Here is a 21,576-nt window from a genome sequence, read left to right on the forward strand (position 1 = left end):
ATCGGGTCCCGCTGCCTCGTTTCCTCTGCTTGTGCCGTCCGGCTTCAGGGCCGGCGCCGCCCAGCGACCACCCAGAAGGACGGCAGGAAGTATTCCGCCACCAGCAGCGGCTGTCCCAGGCGCACGAACACCGAATGCCGGGCCAGGATCGCCGCGCCCGTGGCGGCGCCCGTCCAGGTGCCGTCGGCGCGGCGCACCCGCAGCCGGCCGAAGCGGAAGCCGCTGCGCGCGATGCGCGGGTCCCGGTACAGGATGTCGGCCAGCGGGCGCTGGCCCAGGCCGCGCATGGCCTGCCAGACGCCCAGGCTGGCGCGCAGGGGGGTGAAGCTGCAGGCCTGCACGGCGGGGACGCCGTCGATCGTCATCAGGATCTCGCGCCACCAGACCGGGGCGCCGGCCGGCAGCCCGGCCTCGGCGGCCCAGCCGGGCGTCAGGGCCTCGACGGCCTCGCGGCGCACCGTCAGCCGCACCTCGCCCAGGCGGCGCAGTCCCGCGGTCAGGGCGCCGGGCCGCCGCAGCCAGGCCTGCCGCGTCCGGTCCAGTCCGGGTGCGGGTACGCTGCGCCAGGGGCGGGGGAGGGCGGTGTCCGGGGTCATGGAAAGCATGTCTTCGAGGGGCATCACGATAGCATGACCGATGGCGCCCGGCCCGGCCGGGCGGCGCGATACAATGCGCAGCATCATGGAACCCGTCCGAATCTCCAAACTCATGGCCCAGCGCGGCCTGTGCTCGCGGCGCGAAGCCGACGCCTACATCGAACGCGGCTGGGTGCGCGTCGATGGCAGGATCGTCAGCGAACTGGGCACCAAGGCCCTGCCCAGCGCCCGCATCACGCTCGAACGCCAGGCGGCCCGCCGCCAGACCGACAAGGTCACCCTCATCCTGAACAAGCCGGTCGGCTACGTGTCGCATCAGTCGGACAAGGGCTACCGCCTGGCCGTGTCGCTGATCCAGGCGCGCACCCAGTACCGGCCGGGCCATGGCGGACCGGCCTTCGATCCCGCGCATCTGCGCGGGCTGGCGCCCGCCGGGCGGCTGGACATCGATTCCCAGGGATTGCTCGTCCTGACGCAGGACGGGCGCATCGCCCGCCAACTGATCGGCGACGATTCCTCGATCGAAAAGGAATACCTGGTACGCGTCGAGGGCCGCCTGTCGGCCGGCGGCCTGGCCCTGCTGAACCACGGCCTGTCGCTGGACGGCCAGGCCCTGCGGCCGGCCAAGGTGCAATGGCAGAACGAGGACCAGCTGCATTTCATCCTGCGCGAAGGCCGCAAGCGCCAGATCCGCCGCATGTGCGAGCAGGTCGGACTGAAGGTCGTGGGCCTGAAGCGCGTGCGCATGGGCGGCGTCGTGCTGGGCGACCTGCCCGTGGGGCAGTGGCGCTACTTGCGGCCCGGCGAACGTTTCTGAGCCGGCGCGGGCCGGGCGGCGGCGCGCGGCGGGCGGCCTTCGGCCGGCCGCGGCGGCCGGGCCGGCTTTCTGGCGGGCGAGGCGCCGGCCGGGGAGCCGGCGGCGGCGTGGGTCTGCAGCGTATGCCGGGCGTGCTCGTCCTGGGCCAGCGTCTTTTCCAGCCAGGGCAGGGCGGCGCGCAGTTCCTCGTGCAGCGTCCAGGGCGGATTGATGACGAACATGCCGCTGCCGTGCAGGCCCAGGCCGTCGGCCGAGGGCTTGCGCACCGTCAGCGTGGCGTGCAGCCATTCCACCGGCAGCCGTTCCAGGGCGCGCGCCATCTCGTGCGCCTGGACGCGCTGCACCAGGGGATACCAGACCGCGAAGCAGCCGGACGCGAAGCGTTCCAGGCCGTCGCGCACCGCCTGCAGGGTGTGGCGGTAGTCCTGCTTGTCCTCGTAGGACGGATCGATCAGGACGATGCCGCGCCGGGTCGGCGGCGGCAGCAGCCGCTTCAGCCCGCCGAAGCCGTCCTCGCGGGCGATGGACACCTGGCGGCGCGAAGTGCCCAGCTGCCGCAGCGTGCTTTCCAGCACTTCGATTTCCGTGGGGTGCAGCTCGAACAGCCGCAGCTTGTCGTGCGGGCGCAGGGCGTGCAGGGCCAGCGCGGGCGAGCCCGGGTAGCGGCTGGCGACGCCGTCGGGATTGAAGTCCTGGATCGCGCGCAGGTAGCGCTCCACCAGTTCGGGCGGCCGGGGCGCGCCCAGCAGCCGGTCCAGCCCGTCGACCACTTCGCCGCTCTGCCCGGCCCATTCGCCGTCCAGGGCGTACAGGCCCGCGCCGGCATGGGTGTCGATCACCCAGTAGGGCGCGTCCTTGCGGTTGAAGTAGTCCAGGATCTGGACCAGGATGGCGTGCTTCAGGACGTCGGCGTGGTTGCCGGCGTGGAAGGCGTGACGGTAGCTGAACATCGCGGCGGCCTGCGGGGCTAGCGCGCCAGGCCCGGCGCATCGGCCCGGACGTGGTGCAGTTCGTCGGTGAAGACCGCGTGGCAGCCCCAGCCGAACAGCGTGCGGGCTTGGCCGGGATCGTCCACTGTCCAGACGGCCAGGGTGGCGCCCTGGCCGAGGATGTCGCGCACCGCCGCTTCGTCGGCGTGCTGCACGTCGATGTTCAGGCCGATGCAGCCCAGGCCCTGCTGGCGGGCCCGCCAGTCGGCCGGCACCGGGCCTTCGATGAGCAGGGCGCGGGGCAGTTCGGACGCGGCCGCGCGGGCGGCTTCCAGGGCGGCCTCGGAAAACGACGACAGCAGCGGCGGCAGGGCCGCGCCCGCCCACAGGCGGGCGGCCTCGCGGGCCACGACCGCGCCGGTCGCGGTGTCGTGGCCTGTGGTGGGCTTGATCTCGATGTTGCTGTGGATGCCGCGGGCGCGGGTACAGCGGGCCACGGCGTACAGGGATGGGGCCGGCTCGCCGGCGAAATCCGGCCCGTGCCAGCCGCCGAAGTCCAGCCGGCCGAGCGCGCGCCAGTCCAGTTCGCTGGCCAGGCCGCGGCCGTTGGAGGTCCGCTCCACCGTGTCGTCGTGCAGCAGGAAGGGCATGCCGTCGCCGCTCAGCTTGACGTCGTATTCCACCATCGAGAATCCGGCGGCGGCGCCTGCGCGTATCGCCGCCAGGGTGTTTTCGGGCGCCAGGCGGCCGCCGCCGCGGTGGGCGATGAAGGCCGGCCAGGGCCAGGCGGGATGGGATGGAGGCATGGGACGGCGCCGTGAAAGGAGGACAGTCCGCATTTTAGCCAGCGGGGGCGCCCCCCGCCAGGGAAGCCTTGAACGAGCCGAGCCATGGCCGCGCCAGGTCGGGGCTGCGCCGGACGCCACGGGTGCGCTGGATGTGCCGGATGTCCCGGATGCCCCGGACATGCCAGATGCGCTGGATGTGCCGGATGCCCCGGATATGCCAGATGCATCGGATGCGTCGGCACGGTGCGGGTCCGCCCCGCCGCCTTGGCGAGACGGTCGGCCGCGGTGGTAAACTGCGGAACATTTCGTTCGCGCGGCCCTGGGGCCGTCAGTCTCCAGCAGGTGAGCCGTTCATGTTCGATTTCATTCGCACGCATCAGCGCCTGATGCAGTTGATCCTTCTGATCCTGGTGGTGCCGTCCTTCGTGTTCCTGGGGATCAGCGGCTATTCCTTCGTCACGGCCGATCCGGCCCTGGTCGAGATCGGCCGGGCCGCGGTCAGCCGCGACGAATTCGTCCAGGCCCAGCGCAACCAGCTGCAGCAGATGCAGGAAAGCAGCCAGGGCCGCTTCGATCCCGCCCTGCTGGACAATCCCCAGGCGCGCCAGGCCCTGCTGGATCAGCTCGTGGATCGCAAGCTGCAGATCGCCGTGGCGACGGAGAACCATTTCAGCGTGTCCGACGGCGCCCTGCGCCGCGCCATCGCCGCCATGCCGCAGCTGCAGGTCGACGGCCAGTTCTCTCCGGACCGCTACCACGAGGTCCTCGCCTCCTACGGCCTGACGCCGCGCGACTTCGAGGCCGGGCAGCGCGCCGAGCTGGCCCTGGACCGCGTGCTCGGCCCGGTGCGCGACACGGCCGGCCTGCCGGCCCCGGTGCTCGATGGCCTCAAGCGCGCCCTGACCGAAGAGCGCACCATCCGCCTGCGGGTCTTCAAGGCCGAGGACCACGCCAAGGACGTGCAGGTGTCCGACCAGGACATCCAGGCCTGGTACGACGGCCACCAGGACGCCCTGCGCCTGCCCGAGCAGGTGTCCGCCGATTACCTGGTGCTCGACGAGGCCGCCGCCCTGGCCAGCGTGCCGGCCATCGAGGAAGCCCAGCTCAAGGACTACTACGAGCAGAACAAGGCGCGCTACGTGGTGCCGGCGCGCGTCAGCGTCAGCCACATCCTGATCAAGCTGCCGGCCGGCGCGTCCGACGAGGTCGCCAAGACCGCGCTCGCCAAGGCCGAAGACATCGTCGCCCGCGTCCGCGCGGAGCCGTCCGGCTTCGCCGAACTGGCGCGCAAGGAATCCCAGGACGCCGGCACGGCGCGCGACGGCGGCCGGCTGGGCTGGATCCAGCGCGGCACGCTGCCGCTGGCCATGGAGCAGGCCGTCTTCGCACTCAAGCAGGGCGAGGTCTCCGAGCCCGTGAAGGGCCCCGACGGCTACCACATCTTCATGGCCGACGAAGTCCAGCCCGAGCAGGGCGAATCCTTCGAGCAGGCCCGCGCCAAGGTCGAGGACGAGGTGCGCCGCCAGCTGGCCGCCGACCGCTACGCCGACATGGCGACCAAGCTCACCAGCCTGGTCTACGACAATCCGTCCAGCCTGGAGCCCGCCGCCAAGGAGCTCGGCCTGCAGGTCCGCCAAGCCGGCGGGATCGCGCGCGACCGCCTGCTGAGCGCCGACGAGGCGGGCCCGGGCGCGGCCTCCGCCTCGGGCGATTCCGCCATCCTGGGCGACGTGCGCGTGCGCCAGGCCCTGTTCAGCGCCCAGGTCTTCACCGACAAGCAGAATTCCGGCGTGATCGAGATCTCGCCCGACACCATGGCGGTGGTGCGCGTGCGCGAGGCGACGCCCGCGCACGTGCCGCCGCTGGACCAGGTCCGCGACCACATCCGCGCGCAGCTCACCGGCGAGCGCGCACGTGCCGCCGCCGTGGCCGAGGGCGAGAAGACGCTGGCCGAACTGCGCGCCCAGCCTTCGGCCGAGGGCTTCGGCGAGCCGGCGACGGTCAGCCGCCTGGATCCGGCCGGCCTGTCCAAGGACGTGCTCGACGCCGCGTTCGCCGTCGAGGCGGACAAGACCCTGCCGGCCTTCGGCGGCGTGGCGCTGGCGCACGCCTACGCCATCGTCCAGGTGGACAAGGTCCAGCCCGGCACGACGGACGCGCCCGCGCTCGACGGCCTGGGCCAGCAGATGGCCCGGGTCTGGGGCGGCGTGGAGCAGCAGGCCGTGCTGGCCGAACTGCGCCAGCAGCTGGGCGTCAAGGTCACGGACGAGGGCCGCAGGCTGATCGAGCAGGGAGACGGCGGGTCGAATTGACCGGCGCGGCGCGCCGCGCCGCGCCTCTTCAGGACGAAGGCCCCGATTCCATCGGGGCCTTCGTCTTTGCGCGCCGGGCGCGCCCCGGGGACGGGGGCGGGGTGCCGGGCGCTTCGATTCGAGCGTCCCGATCCGGCCGCTGTCCTCCATGCGCCGCGACAAGTCCTCCATTCAGGCGCCGCGGCAGGTCCGCCGTTCAGGCGCCGCGGCAGGTCCTGCCCATGTTGTTCTGGATGATCATCTGGTCGGTCGCGTCGGTCCTGCCGTCGTGGTTGAAGTCGTACCAGCTCGACTGGGCGCCGTTCAGCTGGCTCAGCTCCCGCCAGTTGTCCAGGTCCTGCCGGTCCACCACGCCGTCGTGGTTGCCGTCGCCCGGGCAGTTGGTGCTGTCGTAGTTCCAGTGGTAGTCGGCCACGCTGTCGTGCCGCTCCATCTCGGACTTGAGCCGCTCGTAGGCCTGCTGCTGCCCGGGATCCAGTGTGGCGGTGTCCAGCGGCGGGGCGGTGATCGCGGTCAGTTCGCTGCCGTCCCGGTCGAGCGCGGGAGAGGGCACGGCGGTGTCGATCCGGTAGAGCTCGTCCCGGATGTCGAAGCCGGTGGTGCTGTAGCGGTAGGCGCCGGGGTCCGAGGCCGTGCCCATGGCCGGATCGCACTGGTTGCGCGTCTGGCGCACCAGCTTGAAGGTGCCGTCCGTGACCGCCTTGGTGGTGACCGGCAGGAAGGTGGTCGATTCGTTCCGGCCGGCGCGGTACGCCTGGGCCTGGCAGCAGTTGTGGTAGCCCTCCGCCGGCACGCCGCTGGTCTCCGGAGACAGGTTGTCGCCGTACCAGATGCCGCCCTGCGCCAGACAGACGCCTTTTTGCGGGAACAGGGTCGTGCAGACGTTGTTGGCCGCCGGGATCACGCAGGGGGATTCGTTTTCGGACGAGCCGGCCGCCCTGAAGTTGGTGCCCATTTCCGTGAAGTTGGTGCTGCGGATGCCGGCCTGGTCGGCCTGGGTCAGGTAGGCCAGCATGGGCTGCGCGTCGAGCGTCTGGCCGGCCGGAATGCCGGTGTCCGCGTCGGCGCCCGCGATCTCGGCGAACAGCCGGTACAGGTCCACCGAGCCCACCATGTGCGGCACCTCGCGCCCGGGCGAGGCGACCATCGGACCGGCCACCAGCAGCGGCACCCACACGCCGGTCTGGTAGGGCGAGGCCTTGGCGCGCGTGGGATCGAAGCGGCCCGGCGCGGTGAACTTGACGCTGTTCACGTAGGTGCCGTTGTCGCCCATGATCACGACGAGGGTGTTGGTCCGCTCGGGATGGTAGTCCAGCGTGCCGTCGTCCTTGTATCTGGCTAGGCCCAGGCCCACCAGCAGGTCGCCGATCTTTCTGTCCACGGCCTCGATCATGAGGTTGGTGATGAGGTGACCGTCGATCAGGTCGGTGGCCTGCGTCAGTCCCGGCGTGCGCTCCGAGTCGGCCAGGGGCGAGCACACCAGATTGTCGTCGCGTCCCGGCGTGTCCTGCGCGATTAGCGCGACGGGCGGCACCTGCAGGGGCGTGTGGATGGCCGAGTAGCCCACGGTCAGCATCCAGGGCCGGTCGGCGGGCTGCTGCCCGGCCCAGGCGAGGGCGCGGTCGGTTTCCAGGATGCTGCGGTAGCCGCGCGAGGATGGGTCGGAGGCCGGCACGACATAGCCGCCGCCGTTGGCCGAGCTTTTCACCCATCGTCCCGTGTAGTAGCCGTTCTGCGCCTCGAAGTCGATGTAGGCGGGCGCGCTGGCCTGGCAGGACTGGCCTGGATCGAGGATGCCGCCGCGTTCCATGCAGGTGCGGCCCGGCGTGACGACGTCGCCGCCGACCGCCAGCTGCGTGCAGCCGCCGCCGGCGAAGTAGCAGGCGCCGGCATCGGCGCCGTTGACGGCGTCGATGCGCCGCGTCGGGACGAAGCCGCATTTGTAGGGGCCGCTGTCGACGTCGGCGCCTTGGGTCGCCAGGCCCGCCCGGGTGTCGATGTTGTAGGGCGCGCCGTCCAGGAAGCCGTCGAAATGGTCCCAGCCCAGCTTCCACATGCTGTCGTAGCCGTGCGGCAGGTTGAATGCGCCGTTCAGGTCCGAGCCCGTCAGGTGCATCTTGCCGATCAGGGCGCTGGTGTAGCCCTCCGTTTTCAGGAGCTTGGGCAGCGTCATCTCGTAGGGCGAGGGTGCGGAATTGGCCAGGTCGGTCGCCACCAGCGCGTTCAGCACGTTGGTCTGGGACGGATAGCGTCCGGTGAAGAAGGTGGCCCGCGTGGGGGTGCAGTCGGGCATGGCCCAGGCGTTGCGGAACAGCACGCCGGCGCGGGCGATGGCGGTCATGTTGGGGGTCCGGGCCGGAGCGGCGCCGCCGTAGCCGTAGGCCGTCATCTGGTCCACGCCCAGGTCGTCGAGCACGATGAAGAGGATGTTCGGTTTGGCCGAGGCGACCGGGCCGTCGGGCGCGGACGAGCCGGAACCGGAGTCGGAGCAGGCCGCCAGCAGCGCGGCGGCCGCCAGGGTCGCGGAGAGCAGGGGCCGGGCTTGTCTTTGAGTCATGATGGGCGCTCCTCGTGTGCGGCCGGAATGACAAACCGGCCCGGCCGTGACAAACTAAAAAAACGGTGACAATGAATAAAATATTCAAGATTGAAGATTAAAGGCCGGCCCGCCGCCGGCCTATACCATGAAAAGGGTAGGGGCGATGGAATCTGGCAGCGGATGTCCGGATGCCGGCATGGACCGGAGCGGCGAGGCGGCGTGCTGCCGCATGCTGCTGCTCGAGGACGACGCGGCCTTGCGGCGGCGTTTCGAGACGATCCTGTCGAGCTGGCGGGGCGGCCGCCTGGTCGCGGCCTGCGGCACCCTGGCCGCGGCGATGGCCGTCCTGCGCAGCGAACCGGTCGATCTGCTCATCACCGACCTGTGCCTGCCGGACGGCCATGGCGTCCAGGGCATCCGGCATCTGCGCGCCCTCCATCCCCGGGCCGAGGCCATGGTGATCTCCGTGCTGGCCGACAAGGAGATCGTGATCGCGGCCATCGAGGCCGGGGCGACCGGCTACCTGCTCAAGGACGTCGGCCCCGACGAGCTGATCGCGGCCATCGAGGAACTGCTCGCCGGCGGCTCGCCGATTTCCTCCTCGATCGCACGAGTCATCGTGCAGCGGCTGGGCGGGCAGGGGCCGCCCGCCCGCGACCGGGGGCCGGGTCCACCCGGCGAGGCGGCGCTGCTCACGCCGCGCGAAACGGAAATCCTGCTGAGCATCGCCAAGGGGCTGACCTATGCCGACGTGGCCGAGCAGCTCGGCCTGTCGCGCCAGACCGTGCCCGTGCACATCAAGAACATCTATCGCAAGCTGCAGGTGGGCAACCGCTCCGAGGCGGTGTTCGAGGCTTCGCGCCTGGGCCTGATATGGCTCTGAGCCGGCGCTGGCCCGGCATCGTGCTGACGGTCCTGGCGATGGCGGCGGCCTGTTCGCCGCTGTGGCTGACGCTGCCCGTGCCGCGGCATGCCCTGGTCATCGACCAGGCCCGGTTCACGGCGGCGCCCGGCGACGAGCCCGGGTGGGTGGCGCTGCCCCACGCGCAGGACCGCCACCGGGCGCGGAGCCGCTACCGCGCGGTCTTCGAGCTGGACGAGGCGCCCGCGCAGCCGCTCCATCTCCTCGTGCCCACGTTCAGCTACCGCGCGATCATCGCCCTGGACGGCGACCGCATGCTGGACACGGGCGCCGATTCCCTGGTCCCGGGCATCACGCTGGGCGCTTCGGCGCTGGTGCCGCTGTCGGGACGCCATCTGAGCCCGGGTCGCCACGAGATCGACATCCTGCTCGAAGCGCCGGGCGTCGCGCGCGGCTACCTGTCGGCCCTGTACGTGGGCACCGCGCAGCAGATCCTGCCGTACCACAGGCTCAGGGTCCTGGTGTTCGAGCACTCGCGCATGATGGTGCTGGCCTGCCAGCTGCTGCTGGCCATTGCCACCCTGATGATCTGGATCTACCGACCGCGGGAATCCCTGTACGGCTGGCTGTTCCTGCTGCTGGTGGTGTCCACGGCCTCGTACGCGGGCCTGCTGGCCGACATCGTGCCCGACGTGTCCGCCTGGCTGCCGTATGCCTTCACCGTCAGCATGTCGAGCGTCTTCATCCTGCACGTGATCGCGCTGAAGATCAACGGCACCGTGCCGCCGGCGTGGCTGCGCGCCTGCGTGGCGGCCGTGCCCGGCGCCTGCCTGCTGGCGCTGGCGGCGGGCGTGGCGCCGGCGCGCACCCTGGTGCTGGGCGTGGTGGCGCCCATCCTGGTGTTCTCGCCGCTGGTCACGGTCGCCCTCTCGGCCTGGGGCGCCTTCGTCCGGAAGGTGCCGGAGGCCTGGCTGCTCCTGCTGCCCCTGTGCCTGTTCTCGCTGGCCACCCTGCACGACGGCGCGATCGTCGCCGGCCTGCTGGACGGCCCGGTCTTCCTGTCGATCTATTACCGCCAGCTGCTGCTGGTGGCGATCGCGGCGATCCTCATGCGCCGCCTGGGCCTGAGCCTGACGCGCCTGGACGGCGCCAACGCCCACCTCAAGCAGCGGCTGGCCGAGCGCGAGGCCGAACTGCACCGGCTGTACGAAGAAGAGCGCGGCAAGGCCGCGTGCCGCGTGCGCAGCGAGGAACGCCACCGGCTGACGGTGGACCTGCACGACGGCCTGAGCGGCCACCTGGCCTCGATCATCGCACTGGCCGAGCGCGAGCGGTCGGCGGGCATTGAGCGCACGGCGCGCGAGGCGCTCGACGATCTGCGTCTGGTGATCCATTCGCTGGATATCGGCGACCGCGAGCTGGTGGCCGCGCTCGCCGGCCTGCGCGAGCGGCTCGAACCCCGGCTCAGGCGCCTGGACGTGGCGCTGGACTGGTCGATGGCGCGCCTGCCCGAGGTGTCCGGCGTCACGCCGACCTCCGCCCTGAACGTGCTGCGCATCGTGCAGGAGGCGGTCACCAACGCCCTGCGGCACGGCCCGGCCACCCGCATCGCGGTGCGCGGCCTCGCCGGCCCGCGGGGCGAGGCGCTCGTCGTCATCGACAACGACGGCGTCCCTTACGCGGAGGCGGATGCCGGGGGCGCGGGCCTGCGGAACATGCGCCGGCGCGCGGCCTCCCTGGGCGGCGCGCTGCGCATCGAGGCGCTGGCCGACGGGACGCGGGTCACGCTGACGCTGCCGCCCCGGCTGCCAGGGGACGCTGAAGGCTGAGGCGGCCTGGATTCCCCACGTCGCGGCTTGCAAGCCGCTCCGATTCGGCCGGCGGGGCTCGTCTTGGGGTGTGACATCCCTCCACGTCGCGGCTTGCAAGCCGCTCCGATTCGGCCGGCGGGGCTCGTCTTGGGATGTGGCATCCCTCCACGTCGCGGCTTGCAGGCCGCTCCGATTCGGCCGGCGGGGCTCGTCCTGGGATGTGGCATCCCTCCACGTCGCGGCCTGCAGGCCGCTCCGATTCGGCCGGCGGGGCTCGTCTTGGGGTGTGGCATCCCTCCACGTCGCGGCCTGCAGGCCGCTCCGATTCGGCCGGCGGGGCTCGTCTTGGGGTGTGGCATCCCTCCACGTCGCGGCCTGCAGGCCGCTCCGATTCGGCCGGCACAGGACAGTCCGCAGGGACTGTCCTGTGTCCGGCCTCATCCCTTCGCCCGGACGATTTTCTGGACTTGGGGGACGTGCCGGATGGCGCGGATGACCTGGGCCAGGTGCTTGCGGCTGTCGACCTGCACCATGATGTTGAGCAGGGCCGTGGAGGCGGCCTCGTCGGGCATGGTGAGCTGGATGATGTTGGAGTCGGCCTCGGTGATTTCCGCCGCCAGGCGGCCCAGCACGCCGCGCTCGTTCAGCACGGTCAGTTCCAGGCGCGTGGTCAGGTGCCGGGCGGTGTTGGTGTCCCAGATGACCGGGATCCAGCGCTCCGGCTCGCGCGCCTGCTGACGCTTGGCCACCGGGCAGTCGCTCATGTGCACCACCAGCCCGTGGCCCAGGCGGATGCCGCCGATGATCGCGTCGCCCGGCAGCGGGCCGCAGCAGGGCGCCAGTTGCACCGCCTGGCCCTCGTTGCCGTGGATCACGATGGGCGCGCTGGTGACGGACGTGAATTCGTCCACCGCCATGGCGGTGGTTTCCAGCATGGCGTTTTCCGGGGCGAAGCGGCGCGCCACCACGGCGGCCAGGCGCTTGCCCAGACCGATGTCGGCCAGGATCTCCGTGCGCGAGGCCCCGCCCGAACCCTTGGCCAGCCGTTCCCACTGAGGATCGTCGTCCTTGGGGTAGGGGATGGAGAGCTGGTCGAAAGCCTGGTTGAGCAGCCGGCGGCCGAAGGCCACGGATTCCTCGTAGCGCTCGTTGCGCAGGTAATGGCGGATTTCCGAGCGCGCGCGGCCCGTGCGCACGTAGTTCAGCCACTGGGCGCTGGGGCGCGAGGCGGCCGAGGTGATGACTTCCACCGCGTCGCCGCTGTGCAGCTCGGTGCGCAGCGGCGAGAATTCGCCGTTGATCTTGCAGGCCACGGCGTGGTTGCCGACGTCCGTGTGGATCGCGTAGGCGAAGTCCACCGGCGTGGCGCCGCGCGGCAGCGACAGGATCTTGCCCTGGGGAGTGAACACGTAGACCGCGTCGGGGAACAGGTCGACCTTGACGTGCTCAAGGAACTCGCCCGAATCGCCCGTCTGGCTCTGGATGTCCAGCAGGGACTGCAGCCACTGGTGGGTGCGTTTCTGCAGATCGTTGAGCGAGGTGCCCTGCTCCTTGTAGAGCCAGTGGGACGCCACGCCTTCCTCGGCCACGTGGTCCATGTCGCGGGTGCGGAACTGGAATTCCACCGGCGTGCCGTAGGGGCCGACCAGGGTGGTGTGCAGGGACTGGTAGCCGTTGATCTTGGGGATGGCGATGTAGTCCTTGAACTTGCCGGGCACCGGCCGGTACAGCTGGTGCAGCGTGCCCAGGGCCAGGTAGCATTCCGGCAGCGTGTGGACGATGACGCGGAAGCCGTAGATGTCGAGCACGTCGGAAAACGACTTCTTCTGCTCGACCATTTTCTTGTAGATGCCGTAGAGCGACTTTTCCCGGCCGCTGACTTCCGCGTCCAGGCCGGCGGCGGGCAGGGCGGCGCGCACCGCCTCGGCGATCTTCGAGATGACCTCGCGGCGGTTGCCGCGCGCCGCCATCATGGCCTTGTGCAGGACGACGTAGCGGTTCGGGTAGATGGCCTTGAAGCAGCGGTCCTGGAGTTCGCGGAACAAGGCGTTCAGTCCCAGCCGGTGCGCGATCGGCGTGTAGATTTCCAGGGTTTCGCGCGCCACGCGGCGGCGCTTTTCGGGGTTGACCGCATCCAGCGTGCGCATGTTGTGCAGCCGGTCGGCGAGCTTGATGAGGATCACGCGCACGTCGCGCGCCATGGCCAGCAGCATCTTGCGGAAGGATTCCGCCTGCTGTTCGGCCTTGGTGGCGTATTCCAGGCGTTCGAGCTTGGTGAGGCCGTCGACGATCTCGGCGACCTCGCCGCCGAATTTCTCGGCCAGTTCCTGCTTGCTGACGCCCTGGTCCTCGATCACGTCGTGCAGCAGGGCGGCCATCAGGGAGTCGGCGTCGAGCTTCCAGCCGGCGCAGATCTCGGTGACGGCGATGGGGTGGGAAATGTACGGCTCGCCGCTGGCGCGGAACTGCCCCAGGTGGGCGTTGTCGGCGAAGCGGTAGGCTTCCCGGATCCGCTCGATGTCGCGCGGGCCGAGGTAGCCGGAGACGATCTGGTTGAGCCCGGCCAGCGAGGCGATCGGGCTGGGCGCGGGTTCGGATTGCGGGGCGGGCGCCGTGTGCGGCTTGCGCCGCCGCAGGCGGGGACCCTTGCGCAGGACGGCGAGCAGTCCCGAGGACGCGCCGCGCAAACCTGAAAACGCCATGGCCCGCCCCGCCGGATCAGGTGGGGACTTTGCGCAGCATCTCGGTGCCGACCAGCCCCTGGGCGATTTCGCGCAGCGCGGTGACCGTGGGCTTGTTGTGGCTCTGGATGCGGGGCTCGTGTCCCTGGGCCAGTTCGCGGGCGCGATAGGTCGCGACCAGCGTCAGGTCGAAGCGATTGGGGACTTTTTCGAGGCAGTCTTCTACGGTGATGCGGGCCATGGGTGTCCTGGTTCAGGAAGCGGTTGACAGGGGTTTGCGGATGCCCAGCTGGGTGAACAGGTCGGCGTGCCGGACGGACTGCGCCGTATAGCGCAGCCGCGCCGCGCAGATCACGTGCCGCAGCTGCTCCAGTGCAAGGCTAAATTCTTGATTAATAATAACATATTCACAATCGGAGGCATGCGCCATCTCGCCGCCCGCCGCGAGCAGCCGGCGGGCGATGACCTGGGGTGCGTCCTGGCCGCGCTTTTTCAGGCGGGCTTCCAGGGCCTCGATCGAGGGCGGCAGGATGAAGATGCCGATCGCCTGGGGATAGTGGCGGCGCACCTGCAGGGCGCCCTGCCAGTCGATCTCCAGGATGATGTCGGTGCCGCCGTCCAGGGCCTGCTCGACCCGGTCGCGGGGCGTGCCGTAGAAATTGCCGTGCACTTCCGCCCATTCCAGCATGTCGCCGCGGTCGCGCATCGCCTGGAAGGTTTCCACGGACACGAAGCGGTAGTGCTTCTTGTCTTCTTCGCCGGGGCGGGGAGTGCGGGTGGTGCAGGAAATGGACAGCGCCAGGCTGGCGTCCTTTTCCAGCAGGGCATTGACCAGGCTGGACTTGCCCGCCCCGCTGGGGGCGACCACCATGAAGATATTGCCGGAAGACTGTGTCATGTCGCGTTCGAGTCGGCGCGCGGGGATGCCGGGCCGGGCTGGCCGAGCTCGGCCAGCGCCTCGGCGTAGGCCTGCGGGCCCGTGCACAGGAAGACGATGGCGTCGCCCGGATTCAGGTTGAAGAGCACGTCCTGGATCTGCTCGGAGGCGTCGTCGCCGTCGTGGATCGCGGCGACGTGGACGTCGCCGTCCCCCTGGAACTGCTCGGCCGGGACCAGCTCGGCCACCTGCTCGACGTCGGCTTCGCGCTGGGCCACGTAGACGCGGAAGGACAGGTCTTCCAGGGTGATGTCCAGGACCAGCCCACGGTCCAGATGGGAGATCAGTCGGCTTTCGAGCGGCATGGGCATGGGGAACGTGGGACGAGTCCTCGATTATAGACGCTTTGCCGGCGTGGCCCGGGTCCGGGGGGTGGGCACGGCGCCCGCCGGGGCGCGCCACGCGGCCTGATTGCCGGGAGGCATGGCTGGGCAGGGCCGGGCTGCGCAGGGCCGGGTTGTGGAGATTGTGCGGGGTGGTGCCTCCCGCCGTCGTGCGTCAGGCGAGGCCGAAGGTGGCCACCACCGGCGCGTGGTCCGAGGGCTTGTCCCAGCCGCGCGGCGCCTTGTCCACCGCGCATTCGAGGCAGCGCGCCGCCAGCGCCGGCGTCGCCAGGATGTGATCGATGCGCAGGCCGGCGTTGCGCCGGAAGCCCATCTGGCGGTAATCCCACCAGCTGAAGGTGCGCGGCGGCTGGTCGAACAGGCGGAACGTGTCCTGCAGGCCCAGACCCAGCAGGTCGCGGAAGGCCTGGCGCTCGGGATCGGAGACCAGGATGCCGCCGGCCCAGGCGGCCGGGTCGTGCACGTCCTCGTCGGCCGGGGCCACGTTGTAGTCCCCCAGGATCGCCAGTTCCGGGTGGCGGCCCATTTCCTCGCCCAGCCAGCCGCGCAGCGCCTGGAACCAGTCCAGCTTGTAGGCGTATTTGTCGCAGCCCACCGCCTGGCCGTTGGGGCAGTAGGCGCTGACGACGCGCACCAGCCGCCCATCCGGGCCGGGCAGGGTGGCGGCGATGATGCGCTGCTGGGGGTCGTCGTAGCCGGGGATGTTGCGCTGCACGTCCAGCAGCGGCGTCCGGCTCAGGATCGCCACGCCGTTGTAGGTCTTCTGTCCCGCCCAGCAGGCGTGGTAGCCGGCGTCCAGCAGGGCTTCGCGCGGGAATTTCTCGTCCGGCAGCTTCAGTTCCTGCAGGCACAGCGCGTCGACCGGATTGGCCCGCAGCCAGTCCAGGACGTGGCCCAGGCGGACGTTCAGGGAATTGACGTTCCAGGTGGCGAGTTTCATGGTATGAGGATTTGCTTTTTGGCTACCCAGTTTCAGGGCATTGGAAGATGCGGCGTCCGGATGCGCGGATGCCGCTATGGTATCAGCCAGGTCGCCTGGTCCCGCCCGTTGGCCATGAACGGGGAATGGGCGCCGCCCGGACGCGGCCGCGCTGATCCAGCTCAGGGTGTCAACCAAGGTGGACATGAAGCTCACGTCTGATGGTGTTCGCAGTGCTGTTCATGGGCCCGCAGCATCGGCTGATCGAATACGCCGAAATGTTCCGAGGCACCATCGCCGGCGCATCGGTGTATCTGCGCCGGCTGGTTGGGGCGCTCGAGGTTGTGCGTCCATAGCCAGCAGAGCCGGCCCGCTGTTCAACAGGACTGATAGGTCCGGTCTGCAGCGCCCCCCTCAGCGTCCCCCATGCCCCAGCCGGGGCGCCGCCGGGGCCGGCAGGGCGGCGGAGGACCGCGCGGCAACCTGGCCTCCCTGGTCCTTCAGGCGGAAGGTGGCGACCAGGCGCGCCAGGGTGTCGGCCTGCTCCTGCAGGCTGGAGGCCGCGGCGGCGGATTCCTCCACCAGGCTGGCGTTCTGGCGCGTGACGTCGTCCATCTGCGTGACGGCGGCATTGATCTCCTCGATGCCGGTGGTCTGCTCGCGGCTGGCCGCGCTGATCTCGCCCATGATGTCGGTGACGCGGTTGATGCTGTCGACGATGTCCTGCATCGTGGCCCCCGCGCGCGAGGCCTGCTCGTTGCCCTTGGCGGTCGATTCGACCGAGGTGTCGATCAGGCCCTTGATCTCCTTGGCCGCGCCGGCCGAGCGCTGGGCGAGCGCCCGCACCTCGGAGGCCACCACGGCGAAGCCGCGGCCCTGTTCGCCGGCGCGCGCGGCCTCGACCGCGGCGTTCAGCGCCAGGATGTTGGTCTGGAAGGCGATGGAGTCGATCACGCCGATGATGTCGGCGACCTGCTGGGACTTGGTGTTGATCTCGCTCATGGTGGAGACCAGCTCGGCGACGATGGCCCCGCCGTCGGTGGCGGTCTTGGCGGCCGAGGCGGCCAGGGTGTTGGCCTGCTGGGCGTTGTCGGCGTTCTGGCGCACGGTGGCGGTGATTTCCTCCATCGTGGCGGCGGTCTCGGCCAGGGAGCTGGCCTGCTGCTCGGTGCGCGAGGACAGATCCAGGTTGCCGGCGCTGATCTGCGCCGAGGCCGAGGCGATGGAATCGGCGCCCGCGCGCACGTCCTGCACGGTCTGCTGCAGGCTGATCATCATGTCGTGCAGAGTGTGTTCCAGCACGGTGATTTCGTCCTTGCCCTGGGGCGTGACGTCGTGGTCCAGGTCGCGCTGGGCGACGAGGCCGGCCAGTGTCACGGCCTGCTTCAGCGGACGGGCGATGGAGCGGTTGATGCGCCAGGCGAGGAGAATGCCGCAGGCCAGCGCCAGGACGGCCGCCAGCGCCACGAGGACCAGCGTCCGCTGGCCGGCCCGCTGGCTCTCGGCGAACAGCTGTTGTTCGCGTTCCCGCTGGAAGGTGTAGAGCGCGTCGATCGACTCCTGGTAGGCGGCGATCAGGCCGGGCATGTCCTGCAGGAAGAATGTGTTGGCTTTTTCGACGTCGCCCTTCTTCTGGTCCTCGATGGCGGTCTTGCGCTGGCCGGTATAGTTCTTGCGGGCCTGCAGCACTTTCTCGTACAGGGCCCGCCCCTCGGCGGTCTGGAGCAGCGTGCCGATCTGGTCCTGCAGGGAGGTGATGTTCTTCGAGGTGGCCGCCATCTTCGCCTGGATGGCCTCGCGCGCCGCGGGGTCCGGGATGTGCGTCAGGGCGAGCGTGCGTTCGCCGTTGACTTCGACGGAGCGGGCCCATTGCAGGATCTTGGCATTGATTTCGTTGCGGACCTGGACGGTCTCGCCGTTTTCCAGGTTTTTCTGCGTTTCCAGGACCCCCAGGCTGGCGAGCAGTACGGTGATCAGGATCAGGATGCCGAATCCGAGCGAAAGTCTGGTGCTGATTTTGATGTTGCGCATGCTCATGGCGGCTCCTTGGCGGCTGACGCGGAACGGCGCAGGGCATGCCGGCGCCGTTTTATGCTGAAACAGAATGAAATAACGTTATCTTTAACATGGATAAAAATCCGGGAGTGTGCCGAAATGAGCCCGGGAAGCGGGACAATTAGGCGTTAAGAGGTTTCCGGGGGCCCGCGGCGCCGGACGCGCGGCCTTTCCCGGTGCCCTATACTTTGAGCATGAATCTCCCCGCGTCGAGACGGCCGTTGCGCGCCCTGTGCCCGCCCTGGATCTGGACCTTGTGTCTGGCCCTGGCGCTGCGCGCGCTGGTGCCGGCGGGCACCATGCTCGACGTCGAGGCCCGGGACGGCATGTTTCCGGGCCTGGTGCTGTGCCCGGTGCAGAATCCGGGCCTGTCGATGGCCGGCCACCATCCAATGGACGGCCATCCTCATCCCGACGACCGTCCGCAATCCCAGGCCTGCCCCTTGTGCCTGCTGGCTCAGCATGCCGGCGGTCCGGCCCTGCCGACGGCCGTATCCATGCCGGTCCTGGCGGCGCTGGCCGCGGTCCTCCCGGCCGCGCCCGCCGCCGCCGTGCCGCCCGTCTCGCGCGTGCGCGGCGCGCCGCTCGGCTCGCGCGCGCCGCCCCCGCCTTTCGCTTTCGTTTAAGAAACCTCCGGACCCGTTGCGCGGTTTTCCGATCCCGCTCGTCCGTTTTTTCGTCCACGATTCATCCGAAAGGCATCTTCATGAAATTCACTCTTGCCGCGGGCCTGATGGCCCTGCTCGGCCTGGCCACGGCCGCCCAGGCCCACGTCACCCTCGAAACGACCCAGGCCGCCGCCGGCAGCTACTACAAGGCGGTGCTGCGCGTCGGCCACGGCTGCGATGGCGCCGATACCACCCGGCTGCGCGTGCGCATCCCCGACGGCGTGCTGGCGGCCAAGCCGCAGCCCAAGGCCGGCTGGACCCTGGACCTGACCCAGGGCAAGTACGAGCAGCCCCAGACCCTGCACGGCGCGCCGGTGGAAAGCGGCGTGCGCGAGATCAGCTGGAGCGGCGGCCTGCCCGACGCCTACTACGACGAGTTCGTCTTCCGCGCCTACCTGTCGGACGCCCTCAAGCCCGGCCAGACCGTGTATTTCCCGGTCGTTCAGGAATGCGGCCAGAGCGTGTCGCGCTGGATCGACACCTCGGGCGATCCGGATGCGAAAGGCCCCGCGCCGGGCGTGAAGATCGTGGCGCCCGCCCATGAGGGAGAGGGCGGCGGCCACGGTCATCACCATTGAAGGCCGCTCACCTCCTGGCCGTCTGCCTGCTGATGTGGGGCCAGGCGGTCTGGGGGCATGCCGCGCTGGTGTCGGCCGATCCGGCGCCCGGCGCCGTGCTCGACCGGGCGCCGGGCGCCGCCGTGCTGATGTTCAACGAACCCGTCAGCGTCACCGCGCTGCGCCTGCTCGGCCCCGAAGGCCCGCCCGTGGACGTGAAGCCGGAGCAGGCCGGAGGCAGCCGGATCCGCGTGCCGCTGCCCGGCGGCGCGGGGCGCGGCGCCTACCTGCTCAGCTGGCGCGTCGTGTCGGCGGACGGGCATCCCGTGGGCGGCGCGCTGGATTACACGGTCGGCCCGGCGGCCGGCCCGGCCGCCGCTTCGGCCAGGGCGGGCGCGGCCGAGTCGCCGCCCGCCGCGCGCCAGGCGGCCATCTGGCTGGGCCGCTGGCTGGGCTACGCCTGCCTGTTCGCCTGCGTGGGCGCGGCCTTGTTCCGTACGCGGAATCCCTCGGACCGCCAGGCCTGGGCCCGTCCCCTGGTCTGGCTCGGTCTGGGCCTGCTGCCCGTGAACCTGGGGCTCCAGGGGCTGGACCTGCTGGACCTGCCCCGGTCAGCCCTCGCAGGCTGGCCGGCCTGGGCGGCCGCTCTGGACAGCCGCTATGCCTGGACGCTGGGCCTGACCGCCCTGGCCCTGCTGGCCTTGGCGGCGGCCTTGCGCGCCCGCCGGTCCGGCATGGTGCGCGGGTGCGCGGGCGCGGGCCTGGCGCTGGCGGGCGTGGCACTCGCCGCCAGCGGCCATGCCGGCACGGCGCCGCCCCAGTGGCTGTCGCGCCCCCTGGTGGTGCTGCACGTGGCGACGGCGGCGGCCTGGCTGGGCGCGCTCGTGCCGCTGCTCAGGCTGCTCGGCGCCGGGGGAGGCGGGCGGGCCGGTCTGGCGCCCCTGGCCTGGTTCTCCCGCTGGATCACGTCCGTCGTGCTCGTCCTGCTGGCGAGCGGGGCGGGGCTGGCGCTGCTGCAGCTGGACCGGCCCGGAGACTTGTGGCGTACGTCTTACGGCATCGTCCTGAGCGCGAAGCTGGTTCTGGTGTGCGGACTGCTCGGCCTGGCGGCGTTCAACCGCTGGCGCTGCACCGGCCCGGCCCTGGCGGGCGAGGCGGCAGCCCGCGCGCGCCTGCGGCGCAGCATCCAGGTGGAAACGGCCGTCGCCGTGGTCTTGCTGGGAGTGGTGTCGCTCTGGCGCTTCACGCCGCCGCCGCGCAGCCTGGACGCCGCCGTGGCCGAGTCCGCTCCCCGGCCCGATGAGGGCACGGCCTCCTTCATGCTGTCCAATGATCGGGCGCATGCCCTGCTGACGCGCTCCGGCGGCGCGTGGCTCATCGCCTTGAGCGATCCGTCGGGCCAGCCGCTCGCGGCCGAGGGGCTGACGCTGGCGCTGAGCAATCCGCAGGCCGGCATCGAGCCGCTGCGCCGCGAGGCCCGTCGCCTGCCCGACGGGCGCTGGCGCGTCGAGGCGGGCTCCCTGCCCGCGTCCGGCGCCGGACACTGGCGGCTGAGCATGGAGATCCTGGTGAACGATTTCGAGCAGGTGACGCTGGAGGGGGTGCTGCCGCCCTGAGCAGCCTTGGGTTAAGGTATGCGGGTGCGGATCGGCGGGATGGGCATCGGGGGACGGGAATATTTCCATGCCGGTGCTGCAATAGATGCCCGAGCCCTTTAGAATCTCCGGTTCGGAGACCCCCCGCATTCATAAAAGGCCTGACATGAGCTCACTCCAGAAAGAAATCGATGAACGCACCAACCTGGCCGGCACCAACCGGTTTGAACTGCTGCTGTTTCGCCTGGGGACGGATGCCGTCCTGGGCCAGTCCGAGCTCTTCGGCATCAACGTCCTGAAGGTCCGCGAAATCGTGACCATGCCGGCCATCACGCCGATCGCGGGGGCGCCGAAGTTCTCGCTCGGCGTGGTGCACCTGCGCGACCAGGTGATCCCGGTGTACGACCTGCCCGGCATCATCGGCTGCAAGCTGGCGGCCGCGCCGACCCTGATGCTGGTCACGGAATACGCCCGCACGACCCAGGCGTTCACGGTCGAGTCGGTCGAGGACATCGTGCGGCTGGACTGGAACCAGGTCATCTCCGCCGAAAACACCGGCACGGGCCCCAGCCTGATCACCAGCATCGCCCGCCTGACCGAGGGCAGCGGCGACGAGGCGCGCCTGGCCCAGGTGCTGGACGTCGAGGCCATCCTGCAGGCCATCACGCCCGAGGAAAACCGCCACCAGGTCGATCCCAAGGAAGTCGGCGACAAGTTCGCCCTGAAGCCGGGCACCGTGGTGCTGGTGGCCGACGATTCCTTCGTGGCCCGCGCCCTCATGGAGCAGACCCTCAAGGCCATGGGCGTCCCCTACGAGATGACCAAGTCCGGCCAGGAGGCCTGGAACCGCCTGAACACCCTGGCCGCCAACGCCGAGGCCGAGGGCAAGACCATCCACGACAAGGTCTGCCTGATGCTGACCGACCTGGAAATGCCCGAAATGGACGGCTTCACGCTGACGCGCAACATCAAGCAGGACGCCCGCTTCAGCGCCATGCCGGTGGTGATCCACTCGTCCCTGTCGGGCTCGGCCAACGAGAACCACGTGCGCAGCGTCGGCGCCAACGGCTACGTGCCCAAGTTCTCCGCCGAGGAACTGTCCAGCGCCATCCGCAAGGCGCTGGGACGTTGATTTTTACCGCCGGGCCGCCCCAAGGTAAAAACGC

At 70.4% G+C, this 21,576-nt stretch carries 17 protein-coding genes and 3 pseudogenes; 9 read left to right on the forward strand and 11 right to left on the reverse strand.

Going from position 1 to position 21,576, the window contains the following annotated elements; translation table 11 throughout:
* Nucleotides 1-44: 44 nt before the first annotated feature.
* Nucleotides 45-596 (reverse strand): chorismate--pyruvate lyase family protein, encoded by a 552-nt coding sequence (locus BN940_RS08480; protein ID WP_043686457.1) that lies wholly within the window; start codon nucleotides 594-596, stop codon nucleotides 45-47.
* Between the two features lie 85 nt (nucleotides 597-681).
* Between BN940_RS08480 and BN940_RS08485 the strand changes: the two genes are divergently transcribed.
* A complete protein-coding gene (locus BN940_RS08485; protein ID WP_043686460.1) occupies nucleotides 682-1,413 on the forward strand; it encodes a pseudouridine synthase in 732 nt (243 codons plus the stop codon).
* On the opposite strand, the gene BN940_RS08490 is transcribed toward BN940_RS08485, so the two are convergent.
* Nucleotides 1,386-2,363, reverse strand: a complete 978-nt coding sequence (locus tag BN940_RS08490) for a 23S rRNA (adenine(2030)-N(6))-methyltransferase RlmJ (RefSeq protein ID WP_084330587.1) — start codon at nucleotides 2,361-2,363, stop codon at nucleotides 1,386-1,388. The genes BN940_RS08485 and BN940_RS08490 overlap by 28 nt on opposite strands.
* A 17-nt stretch (nucleotides 2,364-2,380) precedes the next feature.
* Nucleotides 2,381-3,148 (reverse strand): glycerophosphodiester phosphodiesterase, encoded by a 768-nt coding sequence (gene ugpQ / locus BN940_RS08495; protein ID WP_043682086.1) that lies wholly within the window; start codon nucleotides 3,146-3,148, stop codon nucleotides 2,381-2,383.
* Between the two features lie 335 nt (nucleotides 3,149-3,483).
* On the opposite strand from ugpQ, the gene BN940_RS08500 reads away from it, so the two are divergent.
* Entirely contained in the window at nucleotides 3,484-5,442 is a 1,959-nt protein-coding gene (locus BN940_RS08500; RefSeq protein WP_043682090.1) for a SurA N-terminal domain-containing protein, read from the forward strand.
* A 196-nt stretch (nucleotides 5,443-5,638) separates the two neighbouring features.
* Here BN940_RS08500 and BN940_RS08505 read toward each other — a convergent pair whose 3' ends face one another.
* Nucleotides 5,639-7,999 (reverse strand): sulfatase-like hydrolase/transferase, encoded by a 2,361-nt coding sequence (locus BN940_RS08505; protein ID WP_043682093.1) that lies wholly within the window; start codon nucleotides 7,997-7,999, stop codon nucleotides 5,639-5,641.
* 178 nt (nucleotides 8,000-8,177) lie between these two features.
* Here BN940_RS08505 and BN940_RS08510 point away from each other — a divergent pair, with 178 nt between their 5' ends.
* Both BN940_RS08510 and BN940_RS08515 read left to right on the forward strand, forming a co-directional pair.
* Nucleotides 8,178-8,864, forward strand: a complete 687-nt coding sequence (locus tag BN940_RS08510; RefSeq protein WP_043682096.1) for a response regulator — start codon at nucleotides 8,178-8,180, stop codon at nucleotides 8,862-8,864.
* Complete coding sequence (locus tag BN940_RS08515; protein ID WP_043682099.1) at nucleotides 8,855-10,672, forward strand: sensor histidine kinase; 1,818 nt, start codon at nucleotides 8,855-8,857, stop codon at nucleotides 10,670-10,672. Before BN940_RS08510 ends, BN940_RS08515 begins: the two co-directional genes overlap by 10 nt.
* 419 nt (nucleotides 10,673-11,091) lie before the next feature.
* Here BN940_RS08515 and BN940_RS08520 read toward each other — a convergent pair whose 3' ends face one another.
* From BN940_RS08520 to xth, 5 genes are all read right to left on the reverse strand, one after another.
* On the reverse strand, nucleotides 11,092-13,356 hold the full coding sequence (locus BN940_RS08520; protein ID WP_043682102.1) for a RelA/SpoT family protein: 2,265 nt from the start codon (nucleotides 13,354-13,356) through the stop codon (nucleotides 11,092-11,094).
* Between the two features lie 16 nt (nucleotides 13,357-13,372).
* Entirely contained in the window at nucleotides 13,373-13,576 is a 204-nt protein-coding gene (rpoZ, locus tag BN940_RS08525; RefSeq protein WP_043682105.1) for a DNA-directed RNA polymerase subunit omega, read from the reverse strand.
* 12 nt (nucleotides 13,577-13,588) lie between these two features.
* On the reverse strand, nucleotides 13,589-14,233 hold the full coding sequence (gene gmk / locus BN940_RS08530) for a guanylate kinase (protein ID WP_043682108.1): 645 nt from the start codon (nucleotides 14,231-14,233) through the stop codon (nucleotides 13,589-13,591).
* The gene (locus BN940_RS08535) at nucleotides 14,230-14,583 is read right to left on the reverse strand and encodes a hypothetical protein (RefSeq protein ID WP_242404291.1); all 354 of its coding nucleotides are present in this window, start codon (nucleotides 14,581-14,583) and stop codon (nucleotides 14,230-14,232) included. The genes gmk and BN940_RS08535 overlap by 4 nt, the downstream gene beginning before the upstream one ends.
* Nucleotides 14,584-14,770: 187 nt before the next feature.
* The gene (gene xth, locus BN940_RS08540; RefSeq protein ID WP_043682111.1) at nucleotides 14,771-15,556 is read right to left on the reverse strand and encodes an exodeoxyribonuclease III; all 786 of its coding nucleotides are present in this window, start codon (nucleotides 15,554-15,556) and stop codon (nucleotides 14,771-14,773) included.
* 203 nt (nucleotides 15,557-15,759) lie between these two features.
* Here xth and BN940_RS18470 point away from each other — a divergent pair.
* A pseudogene (locus tag BN940_RS18470) lies at nucleotides 15,760-15,864 on the forward strand (JAB domain-containing protein); the annotation flags it as partial.
* A gap of 85 nt (nucleotides 15,865-15,949) precedes the next feature.
* On the opposite strand, the pseudogene BN940_RS20375 reads toward BN940_RS18470, so the two are convergent.
* Nucleotides 15,950-16,987: pseudogene (locus BN940_RS20375) on the reverse strand (methyl-accepting chemotaxis protein); the annotation flags it as partial.
* 69 nt (nucleotides 16,988-17,056) lie between these two features.
* Nucleotides 17,057-17,572 (reverse strand): annotated as a pseudogene (locus BN940_RS20380) (MCP four helix bundle domain-containing protein); the annotation flags it as partial.
* 212 nt (nucleotides 17,573-17,784) lie between these two features.
* On the opposite strand from BN940_RS20380, the gene BN940_RS08550 reads away from it, so the two are divergent.
* From BN940_RS08550 to BN940_RS08565, 4 genes are all read left to right on the forward strand, one after another.
* Nucleotides 17,785-18,216: a DUF2946 family protein gene (locus BN940_RS08550; RefSeq protein ID WP_084330589.1), complete on the forward strand. Its 432-nt coding sequence runs from the start codon at nucleotides 17,785-17,787 to the stop codon at nucleotides 18,214-18,216.
* 80 nt (nucleotides 18,217-18,296) lie between these two features.
* Complete coding sequence (locus BN940_RS08555) at nucleotides 18,297-18,836, forward strand: YcnI family copper-binding membrane protein (RefSeq protein WP_052355715.1); 540 nt, start codon at nucleotides 18,297-18,299, stop codon at nucleotides 18,834-18,836.
* Nucleotides 18,833-20,431, forward strand: coding sequence for a copper resistance CopC/CopD family protein (locus BN940_RS08560; RefSeq protein WP_043682116.1), 1,599 nt, complete (start codon nucleotides 18,833-18,835; stop codon nucleotides 20,429-20,431). The genes BN940_RS08555 and BN940_RS08560 overlap by 4 nt, the downstream gene beginning before the upstream one ends.
* Before the next feature lie 145 nt (nucleotides 20,432-20,576).
* Nucleotides 20,577-21,542, forward strand: a complete 966-nt coding sequence (locus tag BN940_RS08565; protein WP_043682119.1) for a chemotaxis protein — start codon at nucleotides 20,577-20,579, stop codon at nucleotides 21,540-21,542.
* The last annotated feature ends 34 nt before the right edge of the window (nucleotides 21,543-21,576 follow it).

Source organism: Castellaniella defragrans 65Phen (assembly GCF_000612685.1).
GTDB lineage: Bacteria > Pseudomonadota > Gammaproteobacteria > Burkholderiales > Burkholderiaceae_B > Castellaniella > Castellaniella defragrans.